This window comes from Campylobacter sp. RKI_CA19_01116 (assembly GCF_025771405.1).
In the GTDB taxonomy this organism is placed as follows: domain Bacteria; phylum Campylobacterota; class Campylobacteria; order Campylobacterales; family Campylobacteraceae; genus Campylobacter_D.
This window is the reverse complement of sequence record NZ_JAKMQF010000008.1, coordinates 23,339-49,180: the sequence shown is the minus strand read 5'-3', so window position 1 is coordinate 49,180 and position 25,842 is coordinate 23,339. Positions and strand designations below refer to the sequence as shown.

General features: G+C 30.2%; 18 protein-coding genes, 1 tRNA gene and 2 pseudogenes. 9 read left to right on the top strand and 12 right to left on the bottom strand.

Annotated elements, in window-relative coordinates; genetic code table 11:
* Nucleotides 1–11: 11 nt before the first annotated feature.
* The 5 genes from L8U41_RS06840 (at nucleotide 12) to L8U41_RS06820 (ending at nucleotide 4,693) form a co-directional block, all read left to right on the top strand.
* Entirely contained in the window at nucleotides 12–1,190 is a 1,179-nt protein-coding gene (locus tag L8U41_RS06840) for a NifS family cysteine desulfurase (protein ID WP_115646283.1), read from the top strand.
* 10 nt (nucleotides 1,191–1,200) lie between these two features.
* Nucleotides 1,201–2,172 carry an iron-sulfur cluster assembly scaffold protein gene (locus L8U41_RS06835; protein ID WP_087685319.1) on the top strand — a complete coding sequence of 324 codons (972 nt, stop codon included), beginning with the start codon at nucleotides 1,201–1,203 and terminating at the stop codon, nucleotides 2,170–2,172.
* A gap of 81 nt (nucleotides 2,173–2,253) precedes the next feature.
* Nucleotides 2,254–3,414 (top strand): Na+/H+ antiporter NhaA, encoded by a 1,161-nt coding sequence (gene nhaA, locus L8U41_RS06830; protein ID WP_263679575.1) that lies wholly within the window; start codon nucleotides 2,254–2,256, stop codon nucleotides 3,412–3,414.
* Nucleotides 3,411–4,565, top strand: coding sequence for a Na+/H+ antiporter NhaA (nhaA, locus tag L8U41_RS06825; RefSeq protein WP_263683118.1), 1,155 nt, complete (start codon nucleotides 3,411–3,413; stop codon nucleotides 4,563–4,565). The genes nhaA (L8U41_RS06830) and nhaA (L8U41_RS06825) overlap by 4 nt, the downstream gene beginning before the upstream one ends.
* A gap of 53 nt (nucleotides 4,566–4,618) precedes the next feature.
* Nucleotides 4,619–4,693 (top strand) — tRNA-Glu (locus L8U41_RS06820).
* A 194-nt stretch (nucleotides 4,694–4,887) separates the two neighbouring features.
* Here L8U41_RS06820 and L8U41_RS06815 read toward each other — a convergent pair.
* From L8U41_RS06815 to L8U41_RS06790, 6 genes are read right to left on the bottom strand one after another with little or no spacing between them, the layout of a single operon-like run.
* Nucleotides 4,888–5,514 carry a trimeric intracellular cation channel family protein gene (locus tag L8U41_RS06815; RefSeq protein ID WP_039629140.1) on the bottom strand — a complete coding sequence of 209 codons (627 nt, stop codon included), beginning with the start codon at nucleotides 5,512–5,514 and terminating at the stop codon, nucleotides 4,888–4,890.
* A gap of 35 nt (nucleotides 5,515–5,549) precedes the next feature.
* Entirely contained in the window at nucleotides 5,550–6,593 is a 1,044-nt protein-coding gene (locus L8U41_RS06810; protein ID WP_263728149.1) for a Cj0069 family protein, read from the bottom strand.
* Nucleotides 6,594–6,647: 54 nt separating this feature from the next.
* Complete coding sequence (aroC, locus tag L8U41_RS06805) at nucleotides 6,648–7,736, bottom strand: chorismate synthase (RefSeq protein ID WP_263728148.1); 1,089 nt, start codon at nucleotides 7,734–7,736, stop codon at nucleotides 6,648–6,650.
* Entirely contained in the window at nucleotides 7,733–8,401 is a 669-nt protein-coding gene (gene rnc / locus L8U41_RS06800; protein WP_263728147.1) for a ribonuclease III, read from the bottom strand. The genes aroC and rnc overlap by 4 nt, the downstream gene beginning before the upstream one ends.
* The gene (rnhA, locus tag L8U41_RS06795; RefSeq protein WP_039668930.1) at nucleotides 8,394–8,834 is read right to left on the bottom strand and encodes a ribonuclease HI; all 441 of its coding nucleotides are present in this window, start codon (nucleotides 8,832–8,834) and stop codon (nucleotides 8,394–8,396) included. Before rnhA ends, rnc begins: the two co-directional genes overlap by 8 nt.
* Nucleotides 8,831–9,793 (bottom strand): hypothetical protein, encoded by a 963-nt coding sequence (locus tag L8U41_RS06790; RefSeq protein WP_263728146.1) that lies wholly within the window; start codon nucleotides 9,791–9,793, stop codon nucleotides 8,831–8,833. Before L8U41_RS06790 ends, rnhA begins: the two co-directional genes overlap by 4 nt.
* A 74-nt stretch (nucleotides 9,794–9,867) precedes the next feature.
* Between L8U41_RS06790 and dnaG the strand changes: the two genes are divergently transcribed.
* Together dnaG and L8U41_RS06780 are read left to right on the top strand one after the other, a co-directional pair.
* The gene (gene dnaG / locus L8U41_RS06785) at nucleotides 9,868–11,652 is read left to right on the top strand and encodes a DNA primase (RefSeq protein WP_263728145.1); all 1,785 of its coding nucleotides are present in this window, start codon (nucleotides 9,868–9,870) and stop codon (nucleotides 11,650–11,652) included.
* 65 nt (nucleotides 11,653–11,717) lie between these two features.
* Nucleotides 11,718–12,701: an MnmA/TRMU family protein gene (locus L8U41_RS06780; protein ID WP_263728144.1), complete on the top strand. Its 984-nt coding sequence runs from the start codon at nucleotides 11,718–11,720 to the stop codon at nucleotides 12,699–12,701.
* Nucleotides 12,702–12,724: 23 nt separating this feature from the next.
* Here the strand turns inward: L8U41_RS06780 and L8U41_RS07910 are convergent.
* From L8U41_RS07910 to L8U41_RS06765, 4 genes and pseudogenes are all read right to left on the bottom strand, one after another.
* Nucleotides 12,725–13,105: pseudogene (locus L8U41_RS07910) on the bottom strand (methyl-accepting chemotaxis protein); the annotation flags it as partial.
* A gap of 1,068 nt (nucleotides 13,106–14,173) precedes the next feature.
* A pseudogene (locus L8U41_RS07905) lies at nucleotides 14,174–14,806 on the bottom strand (hypothetical protein); the annotation flags it as partial.
* Between the two features lie 194 nt (nucleotides 14,807–15,000).
* Nucleotides 15,001–17,205 carry a penicillin-binding protein 1C gene (pbpC, locus tag L8U41_RS06770; protein ID WP_263728142.1) on the bottom strand — a complete coding sequence of 735 codons (2,205 nt, stop codon included), beginning with the start codon at nucleotides 17,203–17,205 and terminating at the stop codon, nucleotides 15,001–15,003.
* Nucleotides 17,202–22,487, bottom strand: coding sequence for an MG2 domain-containing protein (locus L8U41_RS06765; protein WP_263728141.1), 5,286 nt, complete (start codon nucleotides 22,485–22,487; stop codon nucleotides 17,202–17,204). Before L8U41_RS06765 ends, pbpC begins: the two co-directional genes overlap by 4 nt.
* Before the next feature lie 100 nt (nucleotides 22,488–22,587).
* Here L8U41_RS06765 and L8U41_RS06760 point away from each other — a divergent pair, with 100 nt between their 5' ends.
* Nucleotides 22,588–22,950: a hypothetical protein gene (locus tag L8U41_RS06760; RefSeq protein WP_263664050.1), complete on the top strand. Its 363-nt coding sequence runs from the start codon at nucleotides 22,588–22,590 to the stop codon at nucleotides 22,948–22,950.
* 31 nt (nucleotides 22,951–22,981) lie between these two features.
* Nucleotides 22,982–23,296 (top strand): hypothetical protein, encoded by a 315-nt coding sequence (locus tag L8U41_RS06755; protein WP_263679566.1) that lies wholly within the window; start codon nucleotides 22,982–22,984, stop codon nucleotides 23,294–23,296.
* On the opposite strand, the gene L8U41_RS06750 is transcribed toward L8U41_RS06755, so the two are convergent.
* On the bottom strand, nucleotides 23,293–25,164 hold the full coding sequence (locus L8U41_RS06750) for a mechanosensitive ion channel family protein (protein ID WP_263728140.1): 1,872 nt from the start codon (nucleotides 25,162–25,164) through the stop codon (nucleotides 23,293–23,295). The two genes, L8U41_RS06755 and L8U41_RS06750, sit on opposite strands and share 4 nt — an antisense overlap.
* A complete protein-coding gene (locus L8U41_RS06745) occupies nucleotides 25,161–25,799 on the bottom strand; it encodes a carbonic anhydrase (protein WP_263664047.1) in 639 nt (212 codons plus the stop codon). The genes L8U41_RS06750 and L8U41_RS06745 overlap by 4 nt, the downstream gene beginning before the upstream one ends.
* Nucleotides 25,800–25,842 lie beyond the last annotated feature (43 nt).

Genomic DNA, 25,842 nt, shown 5'->3' with positions numbered 1-25,842 from the left:
GGAGTGTAATTTTGAAAGTATATTTAGATAATAATGCAACAACACAACTTGCACCAGAAGCTTATGAGCTTATGAAACCTTTTTTAAAAGAACATTATGGTAATCCAAACAGCCTTCATCAATGGGGTAGTGCAACTCACCCTGCTTTAAAAGAAGCTATGGATAAACTTTATGCAGGACTTGGGGCAAGCGATTTAGATGACATCATTATCACTTCCTGTGCCACAGAGAGTATCAACTGGGTATTAAAAGGTGTGTATTTTGATAGAATTTTAAATAGCGATAGAAATGAAGTAATTATTTCTAGTGTAGAACATCCTGCAGTAGCAGCTAGTGCTATGTTTTTAAAATCTTTAGGAGTAAAAGTCATAGAACTTGGCGTTGATCATGAGGGTGTTTCTAGTGTAAAAGATCTAAAAGAAGCTATTTCAGATAAAACTGCCCTAGTAAGCATTATGTGGGCAAATAATGAAACTGGTATGATTTTTCCTATAGAAGAAATGGCTCAAATTGCTCATGAATATGGAGCATTATTTCATACTGATGCAACTCAAGCTGTTGGGAAAATCAAGGTTAATTTTGCAAAAGCTGGGGTTGATTTTGCTTCATTTTCTGCACATAAATTCCATGGTCCAAAAGGTGTAGGTGGACTTTATATTAAAAAAGATATAGAATTAACTCCGCTTTTACATGGTGGTGAGCATATGGGTGGTAGAAGAAGTGGAACTTTAAATGTGCCATATATTATAGCAATGGCAGAAGCTTTAAGAATTGCAAATACTATGCTTGATTTTGAAAACTCACACATTAGAAGATTAAGAGATAAATTAGAAGATTTAATTTTAGCTATGCCTGATACAAGTGTAGTTGGAGATAGATCAAGAAGGGTTCCTAATACCATCTTAGCAAGCATTAAAGGCGTAGAAGGCGAGGCTATGCTTTGGGATTTAAACAAAAATGGTATAGCAGCAAGCACCGGTTCAGCCTGTGCTAGCGAAGCACTTGAGAGCAATCCTATCATGGAGGCAATTGGTGCTGAAAATGATTTAGCTCATACTGCCCTAAGACTTTCTTTATCAAGATTTAACACAGAAGATGAAATTGATTATGCAGCAGAGCAAATAAAAAAAGCAACGCAAAGACTTAGAGCAATCTCAAGTACTTATGCATATAAGCCTGAAAATATTTAAAGGATAAAAAATGGCAAAGAATAATTTAATTGGCGGATCAATTTGGGATGAGTATTCTCAAAAAGTACAAGATAGAATGAATAACCCTCAACATATGGGCGAATTCACACAAGAAGATGCACAAAAAGCAAATGCAAAACTTATTGTTGCAGATTTTGGAGCTGAAAGCTGTGGTGATGCAGTTAGACTTTATTGGTTGGTAGATGAAAAAACTGATAAAATCATTGATGCTAAATTTAAAAGTTTTGGCTGTGGTACAGCAATAGCAAGTAGTGATACTATGGTTGATCTTTGTATAGGTAAAACCGTAGATGAGGCTGTAAAAATTACAAATTTAGATGTTGAATTTGCTATGAGAGATAACCCTGAAACTCCTGCAGTTCCACCGCAAAAAATGCACTGCTCAGTTATGGCTTATGATGTTATCAAACAAGCTGCGGCGCATTATAAAGGTGTTAATCCTGAGGATTTTGAAGATCAAATCATAGTTTGTGAGTGTGCTAGAGTAAGCCTTGGAACCATTAAAGAAGTAATTAAACTAAATGATTTACATACAGTAGAAGAAATAACGCAATTTACCAAAGCAGGTGCTTTTTGTAAATCTTGTGTTAAGCCTGGAGGACATGAGAAAAAAGATTATTATCTTGTAGATATTTTAGCTGAAACTAGGGCTGAAATGGAAAGAGAAAAGCTAAAAGATCAAAGTAAAACAGATATTGCTTTTGATGATATGACCATGGTTAAACAACTAAAAGCAGTAGAGGCTGTTTTAGATAGCGATGTGCGTCCTATGCTACATGGTGATGGTGGAGATTTAGAAGTAATTGATATCCAAAAAAGTGACAATAAAAATATAGATATATATATACGTTATCTTGGAGCATGTAGCGGCTGTTCAAGTGGGAGTGGTGCAACCTTATATGCTATAGAAAATATCTTACAAGAAGAACTTAGTCCAAATATACGCGTTATACCTGTTTAAGCAGTTTTTCTGCTTAAACTTTAAATTTCAAGCCTTTTTATGTTAAAATAACACGTTAATAAAAATTTAAAAAGGCTATTTATGCAAAGACTTCAAACCTTTGTTAAAAGTGAAACTTTTCCTGGTGTTTTACTAATATTTTTTACCGTACTTGCACTCATTTTACAAAATAGTTCTTTAACGGATCAATATACTAACTTTTTAAATATTCCTTTTGGCTTTCAAGCTGGAAGTTTAGAAATTTTCAAACCTTTACTTTTATGGATTAATGATGGACTTATTGCAATCTTTTTCTTTGCCATAGGACTTGAATTAAAATATGAAGTAACAAGAGGGCAACTCAATAGTATAAAGGCTATGTCTTTACCTGTATTTGCTGCACTTGGCGGTATGATAGTGCCTGCTTTGATTTTTGCGTTTTTTAACTATAAGGATCCTTTTGCTTTGCAAGGTTGGGCTATACCAACGGCTACTGATGTAGCTTTTGCGGTTGGTATTTTAATGCTTTTAGGCAAAAGAGTACCTACTTCTTTAAAATTATTCTTACTTTCTTTAGCTATTTTTGATGATTTAGGCGCGATTATTGTGATTGCTTTATTTTATACAAGTGAGCTTTCAGTTTTTGCTATGATTGCTGCTTTGGTGTGTATTTTAGCACTTTATTTGCTAAATCATTTCCACGTTACCAAAAAATCTTTTTATATCATCATAGCTATAGTATTTTGGATAAGCATGTTAAAAAGTGGGGTGCATGCAACTTTGGCAGGTGTGATTACTGCTTTATTTATACCACTTCAAACAAAAAGCGGTGAGTCTTTCTTAAAAGAAATAGAACATGATTTAGCACCCTGGGTAAGTTATTTCATCTTACCTATTTTTGCTTTTGCAAATGCGGGAGTTGATTTAAAAGATATGGATCCAAGTTTTATGTTTTCTTCGGTTAGCTTAGGTATTATTTTAGGATTATTTTTAGGAAAACAAATTGGAGTATTTTTATTTTCATATATTAGTATAAAACTAGGGCTAGCAAAACTTCCACAAAATGTTAATTTCAAACAACTTTACGGGGTTTGTATACTCACAGGTATAGGTTTTACTATGAGCTTTTTTATAGATGGCCTAGCTTATCAAAATAGTGATATTTTTGCATATTCAGACAAACTTGCAATTTTAGTAGCTTCATTATTAAGCGCTATAGTTGGATATGTTTACTTAAAACTTATTTATAGTTTTAAAAAATGAAATTAAGAAGCTTCCAAAACTTTTTATCACTTGAAATTTTAGGAGGATTGTTGCTTTTATTAGCAACGATCTTTGCCTTGCTACTTAAAAATAGTCCTTATGGACAACACTATATGGATTTTTTAAGTGTAGAAATGGGTGTAAAAGTAGGTGCTTGGGAACTTTTTAAGCCTTCTTTATTGTGGATTAATGATGGTCTTATTGCAATCTTTTTCTTTGCCATAGGACTTGAATTAAAAAAAGAATTTGTTCAAGGAGAGTTTAAAACTCTTAGTAATATTACCCTACCCTTAATGGCTGCTATAGGCGGTATAGTTGCGCCTGCTTTGATATTTTGTGCTATCAATTTTAACGATGCTTATGTTTTAAAAGGTTGGGCTATACCAACGGCAACTGATACTGCATTTGCTCTAGTTATACTTACAATGCTAAAACAACGCATACCAAGTTCTTTAAAAATATTCTTAGTATCTTTAGCGATTTTTGATGATGTAGGAGCTATTTTAATCATTGCTATTTTTTATACAGGAGAGCTTTCAACTTTAGCCTTTTTTGTTGCCTTTTGCTGTATTGTGGGTCTATTTTTACTTAATCGCTTGGGTAATGAAAGAAAATCATTTTATTATATACTTGGAGCATTACTTTGGCTTAGTGTATTAAAAAGTGGAGTGCATGCAACTTTAGCAGGTATTATCACAGCTTTATTTATACCTGTATATACAAAAAACAACCATGCTTTATTAGAAGAAATCGAGCATGGTTTAAAATTTTGGATAGCTTTTATAATACTACCACTTTTTGCTTTTGCCAATGCAGGGGTTGATCTTTCAAAAATTGAAGCTCATATGCTATTTAGCGGTGTAAGTGTAGGGATTTTCTTGGGCTTATTTGTTGGAAAACAACTAGGTGTATTTGGCTTTGCTTATATGGCAATTAAACTTAAACTTGCAAAACTACCAAAAGATGCTAATTTTAAACAACTCTATGGAGTTTGTATACTCACAGGCATAGGTTTTACCATGAGCTTTTTTATAGACGCCCTTGCCTATGAAGTAAGTGATATATTTAATTTTGTGGATAATTTTGCTATTTTACTAGCTTCCTTAGCTTCAGGTGTATTTGGCTATTTTTATCTGCGCTTTGTAAAATAATTAAGTTTTTTTTAAATTAAATAAGATATAATTTCATTTCTTATTTAATATTTGGCCCATTCGTCTAGCGGTTAGGACATCGCCCTTTCACGGCGGTAACACGAGTTCGAGTCTCGTATGGGTCACCACTTTTAACTTCTAATTACAAAAATATTAAAAATAGTAATTTTCCATAACTAAGCTTAATTTATAATCAATACATCAAATAAATATTCTAAAAGTAAAAAATATAAATAAATTTACCTACTGACAAGCTTGTAAGATTTTATGAAAATACTATGGATAATAAGGCTTATCCTTTAAGAATTTATAAGATAGAATTTTAACTTTCTTTATTTTCTCCATCTTTAAAAGAAAATATAGGCAAACTTAAACCATAATATATAGCCAAAAGTCTTGCTATGGTTCCTACAATCAATGAAGCAAGAATTACCCATAACTCATCTACGCCCAAAATATACAATATATAATACAAAGCCCCTGTTAATATAGCAACACCCGCATAAATTTCTTTTTGAAATACAAGTGGTATCCTAGCACACAATATATCTCTTAATATCCCACCAAATACACCAGTAATCACAGCTGAACTCACAGCCACTATAAAACCATACCCCATTTGTATTGCAATTTGTGCACCTAAAACACTAAAAACAACCAAACCTATAGCATCTAAAATCAAAAAAAGTTTTTCAAGCCTTATAACATATTTGGCAATTTTTGTTGTAATCATAGCTGCAACACAAATTAAAATCACATATTCAGGAGTTTTAATCCAAGTTAGCGGATGATGATCAAGTAAAATATCTCTAATAGAACCTCCGCCAATAGCTGTTACTAAAGCTATAAATATCACTCCAAAAAGATCCATTTTATGTCTTCCCGCAGCAATAGCTCCTGTCATCGCATCAACAGTAATTCCGATAATATAAAGTATAGTTAAAAGCATAATGAGTTTTAAAAAAACCCTTGTTAAAACAAGGGTTAATTTTTACTTACGATATCAATGATATTTTGAGCTACTTTTTTAGCAATAGGATCAACAAATTCAGCAGGAGAGGTAAATCCTACACAAGAGCAGTTAATCTCACCTAAAACATATTTATCTTTACCATTTTCATCTGTATCTAAGATAAAATCAGCAGTCCAAATCAAAGGAATATCATAATTTCCAAGTTTTGAACGAATTTCAGGCAAGGTTGCTAAAAACCAATCAACCAATCCTTGCCAATCTTTTGGCTCATCATATCTATATTTTGCACCTGAAAAAAGTGTAGCAGAGAATGCATCAGCACCTTCTGCAGGCTTTTTATGCACTACATAAATTGGAGTATGATAAAGCATTAAAATTCTAATTTCACCTTCTTTGATACGCGGCAAGAAAGTCATATCTACAAGCATACCATTATCACCTATAATGTATTGCTCACAAAAGTCCATAAACTCACCAAGTTCTCTTTCTTCTGTGTGATTATCTTTTGCTTCTGTGCATTTGATTTTTGCATTTAATGGCACACTTGTCGCCCCCATTGGTAGCTCATCTATCAATCTTACACGCCAAATTCCCTCACCCGTTGAACCACGATTTTGTTTTAAAACCCTCTCACCCTTTGCTAAAGTTTTTGGAAAACTTTCTTTAAAAGTTTTGATATCATAATACGCATAAGTATCTTCAGGCACTAAAGCCGTTTTATTAAGCTTGGTAAGCGCATCTTTAGCGCCATATCCTATCATCGCATCAGGATGAGGCATACCTATAACACCATTTGCACAAAGTTTTCTAAGCATATCAAAATACTCGTTTTCTTCTTTTAAATTTCCAGGATTAATTCTAGAAACATAAGCATCAGCATTGTTTTTTACATATTCATAAATTTCATCTTTCTTTTCAACTTCAAAAAAGATAACCTCAGCATTCCAACCTTGTTCTTTTAAGGCATTTACCATAGGCATAGTATCTTTTCTATGACCATCTTCACCTTTATCGCTACCACCTCTAACTTCAAAAAACACAATATTTTTTTTCATATTTCTCCCTTTTTAAAGATATTTTATCATCATATCTAAATAAGTATTAAATTTTTATTTGTTTTTTCCATAAACTCGTTGTAAATTTTGCAAATTTGAGCTTGCATTTAAAAGCAAAGCATCAGCCATGCAAATTGCTACCATAGCATTTACCACAACACTACCTCTTATACACACACAAGGATCATGTCTGCCTTTTAACTCGTGTATAATATTTTCTCCTTGAATATTTTGCGTTTGTTGGGGTAAAAATATAGAAGGAGTTGGCTTAAAATATGTTTTTATATCGATAAAATCCCCATTAGAAATTCCGCCTAAGATCCCACCGCTATGATTGCTTAAAAACACTCCATCTTTTAGCTCATCATTATTTTGACTTCCATATATATAGCTACTTTGAATACCGCTTCCTATTTCTATAGCTTTAACCGCATTGACTCCCATAATTGCATGAGCAAGTTTAGAATCAAGCTTATCATACAAAGGCTCACCTAAACCTTTTATAAGGTTTTTCACTCTAGTAAAAACTCTAGCGCCTATGCTGTTTTTAGCTTTTTTAGCTTTTAAAATTTCATCTTTAAAACTTTGCTCTAAATTTTTATCTAAAGCATAAACTTCACTATTTTTAGCATAATCAAAATCAAACTCATCATTACTAAGTTTGCTATCAATGCTTCCTACTCCAAAAACTCCGCTCATTATTTCTATGTCAAATTCTTTTAAAAGCATTTGTGCCACAGCTCCTGCTGCTACTCTTGCTACACTTTCTCTAGCACTAGCTCTTCCACCGCCTCTATAATCTCTAATGCCATATTTGTGATAATAAGTAAAATCAGCATGTGCAGGACGAAATACATCTTTTTCATAATCTTTTGAGCGTGTATTTTCATTATACACCAAAACACTTATAGGAGTTCCTGTTGTATAACCCTCAAAAACCCCACTTAAAACTTGAGCTTTATCTTCTTCTTTTCTAGGAGTGCTAAATTTATTTTGACCTGGCTTTCTTTTATCTAGCATTTCTTGCAAAAAATCAAAATCAAATTTCACCCCTGCTGGCATACCATCTATCACACAACCTATAGCTTGACCATGAGATTCGCCAAAGCTTGTAAATTTAAATCTTACTCCAAAGCTATTCATAGTTTTCCTAATTTCTCAAGTGCGATTTTAGCACATTGTTGTTGGGCTTCTTTTTTACTACCTGCTATAGATCTTGCTACTTCTATGCCTTGAATTTTTACTGCGATTTCAAATTGCTTTTTATGATCAGGCCCAAAAGCTTTTACCACTACATACTCAGGTGTGCCTGCCATATTTGCTTGTGTAATTTCTTGTAATCTTGTTTTATAGTCTTTAAACAAACTTTGTGTGTCAATATGCGGATAAACTTCATTAAGCAAATTTAATGCTATATTTTTAGTTTTTTCAAAACCTATTTCTAAATACAAAGCCCCCATTAGTGCTTCAAAAGCATCAGAAAGTATGGAAGGTTTATTGCGTCCATCGTTATTTTCTTCTGCAATAGACATAAAAATACATACTCCAAGATCAAGTTTTTGCGCTAAAGTTGCAAAAGATTTTTCATTCACCAAAGCTGCTCTAAGTTTAGAAAGATTTCCTTCTGAGTCTTTTTGAAATTTAAAAAACAAAAACTCCCCTACCACTAAATCCATCACAGCATCACCCAAAAACTCTAATCTTTCGTTATTATAAGGCTTTTTATAGCTTTTATGCGTCAAAGCTTCGATAAGCAATTGCTCATTTTTAAAATGATAATTTAATCTTTCTTGGAGTTTTTTAAGCATTTATTGACCTTTCTTCTTGGAGCTTTAAGGCTGCATTTCTTGCTAGCTCATCACAACGCTCATTTAATTCATGGCCATTGTGTGCTTTGATCCAAAAAGCAGTTATTTTATGATCTTTAGCTACATTTAAATACTCTTTCCAAAGATCAATATTTTTTTTACCCTTAAAATCCTTTTTTACCCAACCTTCAAGCCATTCATTAATACTTTGTACCATTAAATTTGAATCTGTGTATAACTTTACCTCACATGGTTCTTTTAAAGCTTTTAAAGCCTCTATAATAGCCATTAATTCCATGCGGTTGTTTGTTGTATTCTCACACGCCCCACTTTGTTCTTTTTGATGATTTTTATAAGTTAAAACATAAGCCCACCCTCCAAAACCAGGGTTATTTAAGCAAGAACCATCAGTATAAATTTCAATATTTTTCAAGCTTTTACCTCATAATAAATCTCGCATTTTCCAAATTCATAACAAAATGGACAATGATAAAAAAACAAAGGACTTTGATTTTTACAATTATTACACACATAAGTAAAGCTAAGATTTGCACTTAGCTTATTATCGTTTAAAATTTTTAAAATTTTTAGTTTATGATTTTTGATAGAAATAGCTTTGTTGCTTAAATTTTTTGCATAAAAAAACTCATGGTATTTTTCATCTTCAAGATTAAGCGGACTTTTGCATTCATTAAGCAAATCAATGACATTTTCAAATTGGGGCATTTGAGTAAGTTTATCTTTATAATGCAAAAAGCAAAGTCTTAAAATATACTCATTATCCTTGCTCAAAGCTAAAATTTCTTTTAGTTTTTGTTCTTGCTCTTTAGAACTTACTTGAATTTTAAAAGCCTTTATCAAGGCTTTTTCTGCATATATATTTTCTCCTAGCTCGAACAAACACTCTAAAACATCTAAAACCTTGTCATAATCTTTGAGTTTTAAATAAACAATTTTTAAAAGTTTTAAGCTTTCTTTATTGCGTGCTTTAATTTTTAAGGCATTTAACAAAGCTTCTACACTACGCTCTAAAAATCCTGCTTTCAGATAAACTTGTGCTAGTGAAAAAAAGATAAATTCTTTTTGGCTTGCTTCATTTGCTTTTTGCAAAGCTATGAGATAAATCCCCACAGCTTTTTCAAATTCACCACTTTTGGTAAAAATTTGAGCTAAGAAATTTAAATTTTCTATGCTTAAATTGGCATTTTTTAAAATTTGTTGATGTGTAGAATTAATTTCAAATTTTTTTACAAAACGATCAAGTTTGCTTTTTTGGTCTTTACTTGCAAAAATACGCCATATATAATGTGAGCTAGCTATGATAAAAACCAAAGCAGTTAAAACAATAAGACCAAATAAAGGATCGCGGTATTCTACAAAGAAAAAATCCATAACCTTACAACTTAATTTTCAAATTTATAACAATTATAGCTAAATGCTTATATAATTTTCTTTAAGGTTTAAAGATGATAGAACAAGCAAGTATAGAACAACTTTTACAAAAAACAGATATTGTTGATATCATAACTCATTATGTTGAAGTAAAAAAACAAGGCTCAAGCTATGTTTGCGTTTGTCCTTTTCATGATGATAAAAATCCTAGTATGCATATTAATTCTATTAAAGGATTTTATCATTGTTTTGCATGTAAGGCTGGGGGCAATGTTTTTAAATTTGTAATGGATTATGAGAAATTAAACTTCGTTGAAGCAGTGGAAAAAGTTGCTTCATGGAGTAATTTTTCACTTACTTATACCTCGCAAAAACAAGATAATAAAAAATCCATCATTCATATCTTGCCTACTCTTAATGCTTTTTACAAACAAAACCTAGCTAAAAACAAAGAAGCTTTAGCTTATCTTTATAAAAGAGGCTTAAATGATGAGGATATTAGAACCTTTGAACTAGGCTTTGCGCCAAGTTCCAATGAAACACTAAGACTTTTACAAAATGAGCAAATCACTCAAGAAGAAGCTTTAGAGGTAGGTGCGATAAAACAAAATGAAAATGGCGCTTATGCAAGTTTTATCAACCGCATTACTTTTAGCATTTATGATCATAAAAATTTGCTTATAGGCTTTGGTGGTAGAACTTTAGATGAAACAAATATGGCAAAATACGTTAATTCTCCCCAAAGCAAACTTTTTGATAAATCACGCGTTTTTTATGCACTCAATTTAGCAAAAGATGCCATTTATAAACAAAAAGAAATGATAATTTGTGAGGGCTATATGGATGCTATAGCCTTTCATAAAACAGGATTTAAAAATGCTGTAGCGGTTTTGGGAACAGCTTTGGGTGAAAATCACATACCTTTAATAAAAAGATTAGAAGCAAGGGTAATTTTATGTTTTGACAATGATAATGCAGGACTTAATGCCGCTGTGCGTTCAGCACATTTGCTAAGTTTAGCAAAAATTGATGGAAAAGTAGTCTTAATAGAAGGTGGAAAAGATCCGGCCGAACTTGTAGCAAGCCATCAAGAAAAATTACTTTTTAATATTTTAGAAAAAGGTATAGAACTTGGAGAATTTTATATAAGAAGTTTGATTGCAAGTTGTGATTTAAACTCAGCACTTAGCAAACAAAAGGCTTTAGAAGAGGTACAAAAATATACTTTTAACCTTGAACCTTTAATAGCAAATTCCTACACTACCTTGGTAGCAAATCTTTTGGGTGTAAATATTAATGATATTAAACTTTCTAAAAATACAAGAAAAATAAGCTTCATTAATCCTATAAAACAAAGTAAAATCAACAATATAAGCGAGTTAGAGCTTTTGAAATTTTTATATGAAAACAATGAAACCATAGGGCTTTTTAAGCTTTTAAGTACAAAAGAATATTTTTTACACCAAGACATTACTAAAGCTATTTTAGAGCAAAAAAACTTTGAAGATCCTAGTATAAGAGAGCTTTATGAATTTGAAAATATCAAAAATTTAAGCAATTTAGAAGAATTTTTATATGCTATTTGTAAGATCAACCTTGCATATTTTAATAAATTAAAAAGTTTGAATTTAAAACAAGCCTTTAAAAAACAAATTTATAATTTACTCAATCAAAATTTAGAAAAAATCAAAAAAAGCTATCAAAATGATGAAGTTTTTTTAAACCATTTGATAGAAGTTTTAAAAAGCGTGCATTTTTTAGATGATGAGGAAAGTTTGGAATTATTTTTAAATAGACTACAAAAAAACATCAAAGATAAAAAAGTAATTCATTATAACTTTGAAGAAGAAGTTTTTTAAATAAAAACTTGCGCAAAAATTAAAAAATATTCATTACAATATGCCAAAAATTTCGAAAGGAAAAAATGAAAGCATTAGCACTTTTTAGCGGCGGGCTTGATTCTATGCTTGCTATAAAACTCATAAGCTCTCAAGGTATAGAAGTAAAAGCTTTAAATATCAATATAGGCTTTGGTGGCACAAGCGATAAAAGCGAACTCATGACAAAACGCGCTGCTATGGCAGGGGCTAGTTTTGAAATGATAGATGTAAGAAATGCATATTTGCAAGAAGTTTTATTTAACCCTCAATATGGATATGGAAAGCATTTTAATCCTTGTATAGATTGTCATGCTTTTATGTTTAAAACTGCTCTTTCAATGTTAAAAGATGAAAATGCAAGTTTTATCATCACAGGAGAAGTAGTTGGTCAACGCCCAATGAGCCAAAGAAATGATGCTATGGCCAAGGTTAAAAAACTAGCACTTGATGAAGAAGATTTAATCTTGCGTCCAATGTGTGCTAAAAATTTACCTTTAACCAAACCTGAGCGTGAGGGTTGGGTTGATAGAGAAAAGTTAGAAAACATAAGTGGAAGAAGCAGAAAAAGACAACTTGAACTAGCTGCCAAATTTGGTTTTGAAGATTTTGAAAGTCCAGGCGGTGGATGTTTGCTTACACTTGAGAGCTTTTCTAATAAAATCAAAGATTTCATTAAATTTGATAAAAATATGCAAGTTAATGATGCTCAACTTTTAAAATACGGACGCCACTTAAGACTTCCAAATGGCTCTAAAATGATAGTAGGTAGAAATGAGTTAGAAAATCAATTTTTAAAAGAATTAAAAACTCAAAAATACGAAGAATTAAAACTTTTTGATTTAATAGGTGCTTATTCTTTGGTGGATGAAAACATCAATCCACAAGATCTTGAACTTGCTCTAAGCATAGCACTAACTTATGCTAAAACTCAAAATAATACAAAATACAAAATAGGCTTTAAAGATAAAATTTTCCAAAGTATGGCTTTTGAAGATAAAAATAAAATTCAAGAGTATTTTATAAATTAAACTACCCTTTAAAGGGTAGTTTTTTAGAATTTCTTTCTTCTAACCTCTGCTACAATATCAGCTGACATAGAATCAACTTCATTAGCTACAGAATTAGTCGCATGAGCAATTTGTGAGTTTTCTTTAGTTAAACCATCAATTACTGAAACAGATTGATTAATTTGTGAAATTCCTAAAGCTTGCTCCTTAATACTCTCACCCATTTCATTAATAGATTGAACTAAGATATTAGTATTAGCTTCAATCTCACCTAAAGACTTTTGAGTTCTTTCTGCTAGATTTCTAACTTCATCAGCAACAACAGCAAAGCCACGTCCATGTTCACCAGCACGTGCAGCTTCAATAGCTGCATTTAATGCAAGCAGGTTAATTTGATCTGCAATATCTCTAATAACATCGGTTACATCTTTGATATCACTACTTTGCTTAATAACCTCTTCAGTTCTTGCCGCTACTGCATTCATAGAAGCACTCATTTCTTCAACTGCAGCTGCACTTTCTTGTAAAGAATCAGCTTGTTTTTGCGCACCATCATTAAGTTTTAAAACACTCTCTTTTAAAGCATCAGCTTTAGTTTGAAGCATTTCACCTTGACTTAGTGAAGCTTGAAGCATTTTTCTAATCTCTGCACCTACTGCATTAAGTGATTTTTCTATCTCACCTTCTGCATTTTCAAGCTTATCGGAAAAATCAAGATTTTTAAAACTTGCAAAAACTCTTTCTATTTCATTTAAATCCCTACCTATTTTTAATTCCATATCCTCAAGCATTTTGTTTAACACTTCTTTTAATTCTACAAGTTTTGGATTTACAGGATTTGCCTCTATTCTTTGAGTGAAATATCCTTTTTCTATTTCACAAGAAACTTCTAAAATATTTTGCACAGTAATGTCATCTTTTTCTAAGCAAGTTTGAATATACTGAACATTATCATTAATCACACCAGCCATTTTGCCTATTTCATCATTATATCTAGGTTTTAAAACTTCTACTGTTGCAACCTCATGATTTAGGTATCTAAAAAATTTCATTAAATGACTTTGGAGTCTTTGTACTCTAATAGAAACAATTCTTTTTACAGAAATACTGATTGCAATCACGATAAAAATAACCGCTATAACAGAACTTACCAAGATGATATTTCTAAGATCTACGATTGGTGCATACACAGATTCATTAGGCACAACAGCCAACATAGCCCAATGAATTCCAGTATTTGGCCACACTTCAAATACCCTTATAGCTCCATGATATTCACTACCATCATCTGCTATATAATCAATAGCTCCTGCATGGATAGTTTTTTGAGCTTCTATCACATGAGCTGCATTTTTATTAACATCCGTAATTTTCTTCGTAACAAAATCTGCATTTGGATGTGTAGCTATAACACCATTGCTTGCTATTAAAATCCTTCTTGCTCCTTGATAAATTGATCTTGATGGATCATTTAAAAAATCTGCAATAGGTTTAAGATCATAAAGCATACCAACAACACCTATTGCCTTGCCTTCTTTATTTACAATAGGTGCAGCTACATTAAGTCCTAAAAATTTATTACCTTGGATGTTATACCATCTTGGTTCACCAAAATAAAGTTTATCACCACCCATTAAATTTTTAATAGCTTGTGTTGAAGCTATTTCTTCACTTGCTGCTATAGTTTGCATACCGCCAGCATTATTTGCGTCATTATCTTTCATCAAAATCATAAATTCATTATTATTTGTAAAGTATTTTGTATCAACGCCTAAATTTTTATATACAGAACCATCTTGCAAATAATAATAACCATAAGCCACATCACGGTTTGCATCAATAGCCTCCCCTAGAATATTTTCTATCCTTTTTGGGTTTATAGCACCTTCTGAAATAAGATTGTTTAATGTTCTTTGAGTACCAATAGCACTTACAAATAAAGACTTGATACTTGCTTCAGCTTGATTTCCATAGCGATGTACAGAAGCTGTAAGTGTATTTTCTATCTGCGTGTTTAAAATAGCAGTAGATCTGTTAATAATAAGCAAAGACAAAGCACTCAAAATTAAAATAACAGTAATAATTGCCACGAAGACAATTTTTGCACCAAGACTCCAATTTCGCATTTTCTCTCCTTAGATATTAAGTGGTAAAATATTCTTGTTATTATAAATAATTTTTATTAAAAAAATATAAAAAATTATTTTATTTTTATTTATTTTATAAGAATTGTAATTACTTTTATTTTTTATCGCTTAAAATACTATAAAATATGGATAATTGTAATTAATTTTTAGTTAGTATTTTTTGCCATTTATATTTAAAATATATTAAAAGTTATAAAATCGCTTTGTCCATTTTCGCTAATAATATTAAGAGTATATTTACCTTTTTTTAAATTTAAGGCCAAAGATTCTTCCTTACCTTCGAAAATTAGCTCTTGATTTAAATACCAAAAAAGCTTTTCTTTTCTAGGATTTGTAAGCTTTATTAATAATTTTTGTGAACCTTTTAAATCTTTTGGTAAAATGATATTAAGATTATTTAATGGATAAATAATTTTTAAATTTTGATTATAATTTTGCAAATTTTGCCTTTCTTTTGCAAAAAACGCTTGTGCATTAGAAGGTAAATTTAATATAATCTTTTTCTTTGCATGGATGAAATTTTCATCTAAAGAATCAACTTCTTTGTTTTTATACATAAAAACTTCTTTTAAAAATGGCGAAATCCTTAAAACATTTGCACTTTGTGGGTAAAGTACCTCTTTAAAATCAAATTTATAATCATATCTATACCCTGTTTGATTTTCTATCTTTATAGTAACCAAATCACTAGGTTTTTCAAATTCTAAATTAACTCCCTCAAGTAAAGCTAAAAGCTCAAAAAACAATTCTCCTGCTATACTCACACCATATAAATTTGCATTTGCTTCGCCATTAAAATTTCCAACCCATACTCCTAAAGTGTATTTTGGAGAAGTTCCTATAGCCCAGGCATCTTTTCTACCATAACTTGTGCCTGTTTTCCAAGAGATGATAGTATTAAAATCATATTGTCTTAAACCTGATCTATCCAAATCCTTTAAGGTTTGTAAGGTTAAAAAGCTTGCTCCATCACTAATAAGTTTTTTATCTTTTTTAACAAATGTATTTTCTTCATACAAAAGCTCTTTAAAATTTCCATAATTTCCAAGTCCTAGATAAATTTTTACCATATCTTCTAAACTCAATTCTTTTGTACCTAAAATCAAAGAAAGTCCATATTTTTTAAAATTTTCATCTTCAAAACCTAAAATATCTTTGAGTTTATAAAAAAACTTCTCATACCCATATTCTGCAAGCAAGCTTACAAAAGGGATATTAAGTGATTTTTGCAAAGATTCTTTTGCGCTAATAAGGCCATGATATTTTTTATTTGCATTTTGCGGGGCAAAATTAGAAAAAAATGTAGGCACATCAAGCATTAAAGACTCAGGCACTACAAGCCCCTCATCTATGGCAAAAGCAAAAAGCAAAGGTTTTAAGGTTGAACCCACACTACGCTTTGCCATCACCCCATCAACTTGACCAAAACTTGCAAAATCATAAAAATCATTAGATCCTACATAAGCTAAAACTTTATTTGTTTTGGTATCTGCTAATAATATAGCTAAATTTTTTATACCCTTTTGCTCTAATTTATAAGAATATTCTTTGGCTTTTTCTTCAAATTTGATTTGAATTTTTTTATCTATGCTAGAAATGATTTTTTCTTTATCCGCTAAAAGCCTACGCGCTAAATGCGGAGCTAAGTTTTTTCTTGCTTTAAAGCTAGGAAGTTTTTCGGCCTTTGCAAGAGTTAAGATATCTTTAGAAAAATATCCCTTTTCAAAAAGCCTATCAAGCAAAACATTGCGTTTTTTTAAAAGCTTATCTTTGTTTTTTTCAAGATTAATCAAACCTGGATTATTAGGAAGCACAGCAAGCAAGGCTGCTTCACTCCAAGTAAGATCTTTTAAATCTTTTTCAAAATAAAACAAACCCGCACTTGCAACACCTACTAAATTTCCTCCATAGGAAGCATTGTTTAAATAAAGTTTTAGAATTTCATCTTTTTCATAAGCACTTTCTAAAGCAAAAGCTTTGATGATTTCGTTAAATTTATTAAAATATGTACGTTTATTTTGCTCTAGAAGTTTGATTGTTTGCATAGAAATTGTACTTGCACCACTTCTTTTACTTGAAAAAAGATTATTTTTAAAAGCTCTTATAAGTGCTAAAAAATCTACTCCATAATGAGAATAAAAATTTTTATCTTCATATAAAATAACTGCACTTTTTAATTTTTGTGGTATAAAATCACTCTCTAAATGCCATTGTTCATTAGCATCTAAAAATACACTAAGAATTTCTTTGTTTTTATCAAGTAAAACCTTGCTATAAGTGCCTTTAAATAAATCCTTGCTATCAAAACTAAAATAAACTAAGCCTATGTAAAAACATAGGCTTAAAAAGCATATTGCAAGGCTTATTTTGATTTTCACTGCACTACTTTGACTCTTTTGCTCTCACTTAAAGCTTTATAAGCATTATCATACATTGCTTCAGCATAAGCTCCGCTCAAAGTATATACACCTGGAGTAACAGCACTTAATTTCACAAAAAATTCTCTTGATTCATCAGAATATAAAGGAAAGAAATACATGATTTTATCATCTCTTATATCGACAAAATCATAATAAGAATTTTTCACAAAATCAGGAGTTTCATCATCTAAAAGATCATGCACTATCTCCCATCCACTTGGTAAAATTTGAGTTAAAGCTATATTAGAAGCGCCTGGATAATTTTTATTTGATATTTTTAATTTCATATAAAAAATTTGAGAACTTTTTATAGCACTTTCATCTATTTCATTTCCATTTTCATCATAAAAACTTCTTTCTATATACATACGCTGCGCAAAAGGCTTGGCAATACCTTTTTTAATACCCTCTACTCCAAAATGTACATAAGTATCTTCTTTAGCTTCTATCAAAGCACCGCCTTGATTAAACTCAAATTTAGAAAAAGTTGCATTGAGCTTTTTATCCTCACCATTAATTTTTACTCTTGCATTGATAGTTTTAGAGCTTTCATCGCTAAAACTATTTGCCAAAGCATATAAAGCATAGCCTGTGCTTTGAGTGCTAAGCCAAGCTTGGCTTTCTAAAGTTTTTTTAATATCATCTAATAATTCATCATTATTTTTACCATAGATTATTTTATACGCATTTGTAATAATAGCTTCATCTCTTAGAAAAGATCCATAAGTATGAGTATAATTAGCTTTTCCATCAGGCTTTGTGCTTAAATTTTTAGCTATATTTAAAGCTACCTCATCAAAACCTGCTAATTTATAAGCTGCGCCAAGTTGCCAAAGACTTACATTATTTAGGCTTTGCAAATAAATACTATCTTCATAAATGGCATTCATTATACTTAAATTTGGCTCTTTAGCTAAAGCTAAAAGATATAAAGAATTTATTCTTATTTCTTTATTTGTTTGAGCTTTTAAAACATAGCGTTTTTGATAATCAAGCCATGCTTTAAACATACCCTCACTCACATAATAGCCTCTTTCTTTAGCCAAAATCATAAACATACCCGCATAATTACTTCCCCAAGCATCAGAATCTTTAAGTCCTTGCCAATAAGCAAAGCCACCATTAGCAGTTTGGAAATTTGCGTATTTACTTAACAATGCATTGATATTGTTAATATTTTTTTGCTCATTTGCTCCTTGATCAAGTTTTTGTAAAAAAAGTTGTGGTAAAACTGCTGAAGTGCTTTGCTCTATACATCCATAAGGATAATTTTGCAGGTATTTTAATCTATGATTTATATTTAAAATAGGCTTAGAACTCACACTTAAAAATGCTACTGGATTAATATAATCTTGTGTGATTTTAAACTCCATAGAAGTATTTGCAGGAATTTTAAAAGATTTACCCTCATAAGTAATGGTATTTAGCGCTTTTATGTCAATTTGAGTATTTTGAGTATAGGTGTAATCTTTTGCATTTAAACTTAACTCTATTTCTTCTACTCCAAGCTTGTTTGAATTTACTTTTGCATTAACATAAATATCTTTGCTTTTTTCATTACCAAAGTCAATTAAAATTTCATCTTTTTCAAAATTTATGAGTGAATTTTTTGTTTTTAGTTTAAGTTTTGCATTTTTTACATCATCATCAACTTTAAATACCTGCACCAAAAGCTTAAACTCATCATCAAGCCTTAAAGCCCTTGGCAATGTTTCAAGCATTACAGCAGGTGCGCTAACTTGGATATCTTTAGAAGCACTGCCAAAACCTGCTAAGTTGTTTGCCACTACCATAACCCTAACCGAACCTAAGTATGATGGCATATTAAATTTTAATTTTGCATAACCATTTTCATCACTTTGTGCTGGCTCTTGAAACAACACAATAGGTTTAAAGCGTCTTGCTTTTTCATCGTTTTTACTTTTATTTGTCCTACTTTCTAAGAAAACATCACCACCTGTAGTTAATACCTTAGAAGCATTAGAAATATTTTTAGCAATGATTTTATCATAGGTATCATATATACTCATGTTAAAGCGTGTTTTTTGGTAAAAATATCCCCAAATATCTGGGGTTTTAAAAGCATTCACATCAAGCAAGCCCTCATCTACAATAGCGACGGTATAAGTATAACTTTGCTTGTTTTTACTTTGGATTTCTACTTCAAAATCTTGTTTTGGCATGATTTTATCCGGTACTTTTAAATCAAGCTCGATTTTACTTTGCTCATCTACTACATTTAAAGGCACCACGCCAAAAAGTCTTAAGGCTCTATCGTTAGTGTATTGATCATAATCTTGAAGTAAAATCACGCTCACATAAACATTTGGCATATATTCTTTAAGAATAGGAATTTCAACCTTTGTAATATCTTCATGCGTATCTATCACAAAGCGTTTTAAAACCTTTGCATTATCATTTAAAGTAACAATAGCTTTTGCACCTTTAACACTTTCAAATTCTATAAAAGCTGTTTCATTTGGCTTGTATTCTTTTTTATCGCTTTTTATTTTTAAAGAACTCACTATATCAGCATTACTTGGCGCACCAAAACTACTAATATAAAAAAACTCTCCTGTGCTTGTTTTACTTTGTACATCTTCAAGCTCTATAAACATTTCACCATGATATTCTTTTGGATCAAATTCTATTTTAACCGGTTTATCCTTACTTAAAATACTTCCTTGAGTAATGATTTGTGTGTTTTTATCTTTTTTGAGTGATTTTAAAAAATCATCATAATTATCATAATCCCACCACCAAGAATAATCATTTGCATAAATAGTATATTTAATTTCCCTATTTGCTATCAAATTCTCATCTAAATCACTCACAATGGCTTCAAAATTGATAATAGAACCTGAGCTTAAATAATGATTTTTTAAACGCTTAATACCTACAAAATACTCATGCAATATTACTTGTGAATTTACAAGTGCTTCAACCGATCTTGAGCCTTTTTCAAAAACCCTAGCCCTTATACTAGCTTCTAAATTATATGGGGTATTTTTTAAAAAGTCATTTAAAGTAAATTCTTGCTTTGTAAAGCCATTTTCATCTAACATACCTTTTAAATTATCTTGATATTTTTGTACTAAAACACTAGGATTTGAAAAAATGTATTCTGGGTATTTTGAATTTTTATATTCTTTTTTACTCACAAACAAATCAGCTTGATATTGCAAATTACTTGCTGGTGTTCCAAAAAGATATTTTGAGCTAATATTAAAATCTAATTTTTCATTTTCTTTTATACTTTTTGGAGCTTGCATGGATACTTTTATACGATTTGGCACTATATTTTGCACTAAAATTTCTTTATCAAAAACCATATTTGCAAATTCTACTCTAGCTAAATACACTCCACTTAAAGCTTGTTGATCGAGTGAAATCTTTTTATAAAAAGTTCCATTACTTAAAGGTTCAAGCTTGATTTTATCCAAAAGCTTTTTATTGCGCGGGTCAAAAAAACTTAAAAATATAGGATGATTAACAACTCCTTTATCATTTCTTGCAACCATAGTTAAATGGATATCATCACCTGGTCTATAAACCCCTCTTTCTGTGTAAATAAATACTTTATTTTGAGAAGTTAAATCAAAACCATCAACATCAAAACCATCATATAATAAAGGTGAGCTTAAACGTAAAATAGAAGCTTGTTTATCTTTTGAAGCAATGATAAATAAAGCTTTTGATTCATCAATATCATCAAAAACAGCCAAACCATTATCATCACTCATTTTAGAAGCTAAAACTTGATTGCTTTTGCTAATAACATCAACCTTAACCCCACCTAAAGCCTTTTGCGTGGTAAAATCTCTCACATCTACAAAAAGCTTTTTATTTAAATTTTGAGCAATCAAAGCTATATCTGAAAAAATTAAGTTCTTGCTTACTTTTGCTTTTTGGTTAAAAAATTTATATTTTTTCCAACTCTCCATTCCCTCATCAAAAACATAATCAACATCTTCTTCTTTAAAATAAAGCTTGACTATAAACACACCACTTAAATCTTTCAAACCATCTAATACGATCTCATTTTCTTGCCATTGATTTTTGGTATTTTTTATATCAAAGTCTTTTTTTAACACTATTTCACTAGTATAATCACTCTCTGAAAAAATATCACTATCATAATCGCTTAAATTTTTAGCACCTTGAAGATTTTTATATCTTAAATATTCACTTAAGTTATTTGAAAATACTTGATAAACTTCCAAACGAACCTTTTTAATATTCATACTCTTAAAAGCTATTTTTTTACTCGCCTTGCTAGATAAAAACACTCCTTGATTTGTAAAACTTATAGCAGGCTCATAGTCTTTTAAACTTACTTGAGTTTTGTAATTTTCTTTTGTACTAATTCCATCAGCACTTTTAATCCCTTGAGCAAGTTGAATTTCATAAGTTTTATTTGGGGAAAAATTACCTGTAAGCTTGATTTTATTTCCAAAAGCTAATGCTTTAAAATCTACTTCTGGGGTAATAAAAATCAATTCTTTTAAATTCTGATCTTGTGAAATATTTTGAGAAAAAAGCAATTCTATGTTTTTATTAACTATATTTGCATTTTGAAAAACAAATTCGCTCTTTGCAAGCAAAATATACTCTAAATCTATATTTTTCTCTAAACCTAAAATTTCTTTATCAAAAACTACTTTTACATTAGTATTAGTATTTTTGATACTTAGTGCTTTAGAATATATACTTGCTATATCACCTTGGATAATGATTTTATCTATTTGAATTTCTTTTTCTTGTGCAGTAATTTTAATAGCTTTTAACAATTCATCTTTATTAAGAGTATAAAAACTTTGAATATTTAAAAGCAATACACTCTCATCATTTGAAATATTTTGAAAATATCCTTTAATATCTAGTTTTTCAAAAGGAGTTTGGACTTTTAATTGCACTTTTTCATTTGCTAAAATATCATTTAAATCTATAAAAATATCATATGCTTGATTTGCTTTTAAAGCTGTAAAAATATTTAATCTTGTGGGTGTTTCAAGCTCATATTTTACTTTTGTCTTTTGATTATTAACAATAATTTCTCTTTCTTTTATAACGCCTATTTCTTGATTAATAATATTAGTATTAAACTCTATAAAAATACTTTGCGTGTTTTCATTAAAACCATAAGCTCTTATAGCAGAGCTTTTATCTTCATTTTTAGAACAAGCAAACAATAAACTTGCAAGCAAAAATGCAAAAAAACAATGTAAAAACCCTCTCATAAATACCTCATTTTAGTAAATTTTTCAAATTATATCTAAATTCACTCTTGCTTCACTCAAAAAATTATATAATTCTTGCATAAAAAATAAAGGAGAAAAAATGAAAAAGAAAATCGCTACATTATTAACAGTTTTAGGTCTTTCAAGTCTTGCTTATGCAGATGGAATTTATGGAGTGATAGTAGATGTAAATGATGGTGCAAAAACCATTTTAATTGACACCACTTACGGTCAAAAAATGAATGTAAAAATTCTACCAAATACTGAAATTGATATGGATGATTGTGGTATTTTTGGTATGGATAAATACGGCACTTTTAGAGATTTAAAAGTAGGAACTTTTATAGAAGCTGAAGTTTTCCATGGCTATGCTCAAACAACACCAAATCCACAAACACCAAATCAAGTTCAAAATATAACTGCTAAAGAAATCAAAATCGAATGCAAAAAAAGAGCTTATTAAGCAAAATAACTCCTAAAAAGGAGTTATTTTAATGCGTTTTTTTCTTATACTAGTTTGCATTAGCACTTTTGCATTTGCTTATAAAGTTCAAGGCATCTTAAAAAATACCACAGCTCACACAATAAGCATTCAAACAAGTTTTGATAATAATTTAATCATCACAATTTTACCCCAAACACGTATTGATGTTTATGGTTGTGGAATTTTTGGAAGCAATAAAAAACAAGCTAATGTACAAGATTTAAAAAAAGGAAGCCTTGTTAAAATTAAAGGCAGTAAAAATGGAAGTATTATCATCGCTGAAAAAATTATAGTTGAATGCGATAATCAAAGAAGAGCTTATTAAGATAATAGCTCTTCTTTGTCTTCTTTATTGATTTTTTCTATATAAAGACTTTGCGAAGGAAAAGCAAAGCTGAGTTTATTTCTTTCAACAATTTTCATTAACTCAAGCAGAATACTTTGTCTTGCCTCTCTAAAACCACCTGCATCTACTGCTTTGGTATAAAAATATACTTCTATATCAATAGAACTTGCACCAAAACCACTCACAGCCACATAAGTGTTATTTTTATACCCTTCTAAGTCATTTACTGAAACTAAATTTTGTCTGTATCTAGCACGCGTTCCACCATGATTTAACGCGCTATCATCAACTTGAGCTATCAAAGGACTAGTAGCTAATAAATATCTTATATCTTCTACACATTGTTCAAGTTGCTCAGGTCTTGCATCATAAGTGACACCGATAAATAATTTTACATGGCGTCCTATTTTTCTTTTGCTCCAATTTTTTATATTTGTTCCCATGATAGTTGAGTTTGGTAAAAATACTAAAGAATTATCAAAAGTTCTAATAGTGGTTTTTCTAAGTCCAATCTCTACTATGGTTCCTTCTATACCTGAAATTTCCACCCAATCTCCTTGATTAAAACTATTATCAAAAAGCAAAAGCACAGAAGCAAAGAAATTTGCGATAATATCCTTAGCTGCTAATGCTACAGCCAAACCACCAATACCTAAAGATGCAATTAATGCTGAAATATTAAACCCTAAATGCGCTAAAACAAATAAAACAGCTATCACTATAATGATAAAATATAAAATTTTAATGATTAAATTAACCACTTCACGCTTACCACTTTTTTCAGCAAGTTTTGCAACAATCACCATACCATAACTATCAAAGATATTTATCACAAGCCAAGCAGTTAAAATAACATAAGCAATGGATAAAATATTGCTAATTCTTATATCTACAGGTGCAGGATAGTAAAAAATAGTAAAACAAATTCCTATAGCATAAGCAAATAAAAACCAACCCACTGGCCCTTGAAGTTTTTCTAGAAAATGAGTTTTTATCTCCATATTAGCTGAATTTTTTCCAAACAAACGTATGAGTATAAAATATAAAATCTTTGCTAGATAAAACTTCAAAGAATAAAAAAAGACAATTACAGCGATAGAAATGACTATTTTTCCAAGATTTACGCTACTAATAGAAGTTTGTTCATTGATATAATTAATTGCATTTTGCAAGCCTAAACCTGTAAATAAAAAATTAGTTTCAAGCAAGCTTGCATTGTTTCTTAGATAAACTAAAATTTCATTATAAGATTTAATAGCATTTCTTAAATTATTTTCATTGATTTCTAAGGTTCTAAGCTGAGTAATATCATTAATTTTTTCTTTATCTAAGGTAAAATTAAAAACCATATCTTCTTTAAGCACATCAATACTTTTATCAATAATGCTTCTTATAGTCTGACTTTGTGCTCCTTCGATAAAAACTTTTTCTAATTCAAAGATACATAGGTAAAAATGTTCTGCAGAGGTTAAATTTAAAAGTTTAATTTTATTATCCACATAATCATAATATCTTTTCTTAGCTTGAGCATTTTCAACACTTTTTTGCAAAGCATTTTTAGTTTGCAAAAAGTCTTTCGCCTCTTTATCATCAATTTTTTGAGATACCATTTTTAAAGGTAAAGTAGTTAAAATTGCAGCTTTTTGTTTTTCTATTTCTTTAATATTATCTTGAAATTCACTGCTATTTGTATCGCTATTTTTAAAACTTTCTAAAAGTAAATTTAGCTCTATGTAATTTTGCACTAGGGCAAAAATACTATTTTTATCCTCTAAAGCGTTTTTTTCTTGTGCATATAAAGCATTAACAAATAAAAAAAGCAAAATAATGTTAAAAATCTTTTTCATGGTTTTCTCGCTCTCTCTTGAATTAAAACAAAATTTTCAAAATTAAAATCATACTCATAAATTTCACCCGTTTCTATGATGTAATACCAAGCATGGAGTTCAATTTCTTTTTTATTTAAAGCTTCTTCAACGCCTGGATAAGTTAATAAATTTTGCAAAGAATTTACCAAATTCATTTTTTCAGTCATCCAAGAACGCATAGCTAAATCACTACCTGCAATCTTTAAAACCTTATTTTTTATAGGCTCAAGCAAAGTAAGCCATTTTTTGACATTAGGCATATTTTTTAAATCATTTTCGTTTGCATATAAAGCCGCGCAGCCTCCGCAATTACTATGACCGCAAACTATAATATTTTTTATATGTAAAGAATTAAAAGCATATTCAATAGCTGAAGTAGTTGCTAAAAAATCATCCCCGACTCTATAAGGTGGAACGATATTACCTATATTTCTTACAACAAAAAGCTCGCCTGGACCTGTATTAGTGATTAAGTTTGGTATCACTCTTGAATCAGCACAACCTATAAAAAGCGTATGAGGATTTTGCTTGTTTTTTAAACTTTCAAAAAGCTCTGCATGCTCTTTAAAATCTTCTTGCATAAATTTTAAAGCACCATCGATCAAGTCTTTCAAGAATAGTCCTTTTTTGTATTTTAACAAGACATTATACTAAAAT

Excerpts from the sequence above, each read along its gene's own strand:
- L8U41_RS06815 (WP_039629140.1), bottom strand. The coding sequence starts at position 5,514 with ATGCTTTTAACTATACTTTATATTATCGGAATTACTGTTGATGCGATG.
- L8U41_RS06755 (WP_263679566.1), top strand. The coding sequence starts at position 22,982 with ATGCGTTTTTTTCTTATACTAGTTTGCATTAGCACTTTTGCATTTGCT.
- L8U41_RS06780 (WP_263728144.1), top strand. The coding sequence starts at position 11,718 with ATGAAAGCATTAGCACTTTTTAGCGGCGGGCTTGATTCTATGCTTGCT.
- dnaG (WP_263728145.1), top strand. The coding sequence starts at position 9,868 with ATGATAGAACAAGCAAGTATAGAACAACTTTTACAAAAAACAGATATT.
- L8U41_RS06750 (WP_263728140.1), bottom strand. The coding sequence starts at position 25,164 with ATGAAAAAGATTTTTAACATTATTTTGCTTTTTTTATTTGTTAATGCT.
- aroC (WP_263728148.1), bottom strand. The coding sequence starts at position 7,736 with ATGAATAGCTTTGGAGTAAGATTTAAATTTACAAGCTTTGGCGAATCT.
- L8U41_RS06835 (WP_087685319.1), top strand. The coding sequence starts at position 1,201 with ATGGCAAAGAATAATTTAATTGGCGGATCAATTTGGGATGAGTATTCT.
- nhaA (WP_263679575.1), top strand. The coding sequence starts at position 2,254 with ATGCAAAGACTTCAAACCTTTGTTAAAAGTGAAACTTTTCCTGGTGTT.
- nhaA (WP_263683118.1), top strand. The coding sequence starts at position 3,411 with ATGAAATTAAGAAGCTTCCAAAACTTTTTATCACTTGAAATTTTAGGA.
- L8U41_RS06760 (WP_263664050.1), top strand. The coding sequence starts at position 22,588 with ATGAAAAAGAAAATCGCTACATTATTAACAGTTTTAGGTCTTTCAAGT.
- rnc (WP_263728147.1), bottom strand. The coding sequence starts at position 8,401 with ATGCTTAAAAAACTCCAAGAAAGATTAAATTATCATTTTAAAAATGAG.
- L8U41_RS06810 (WP_263728149.1), bottom strand. The coding sequence starts at position 6,593 with ATGAAAAAAAATATTGTGTTTTTTGAAGTTAGAGGTGGTAGCGATAAA.
- L8U41_RS06790 (WP_263728146.1), bottom strand. The coding sequence starts at position 9,793 with ATGGATTTTTTCTTTGTAGAATACCGCGATCCTTTATTTGGTCTTATT.
- L8U41_RS06765 (WP_263728141.1), bottom strand. The coding sequence starts at position 22,487 with ATGAGAGGGTTTTTACATTGTTTTTTTGCATTTTTGCTTGCAAGTTTA.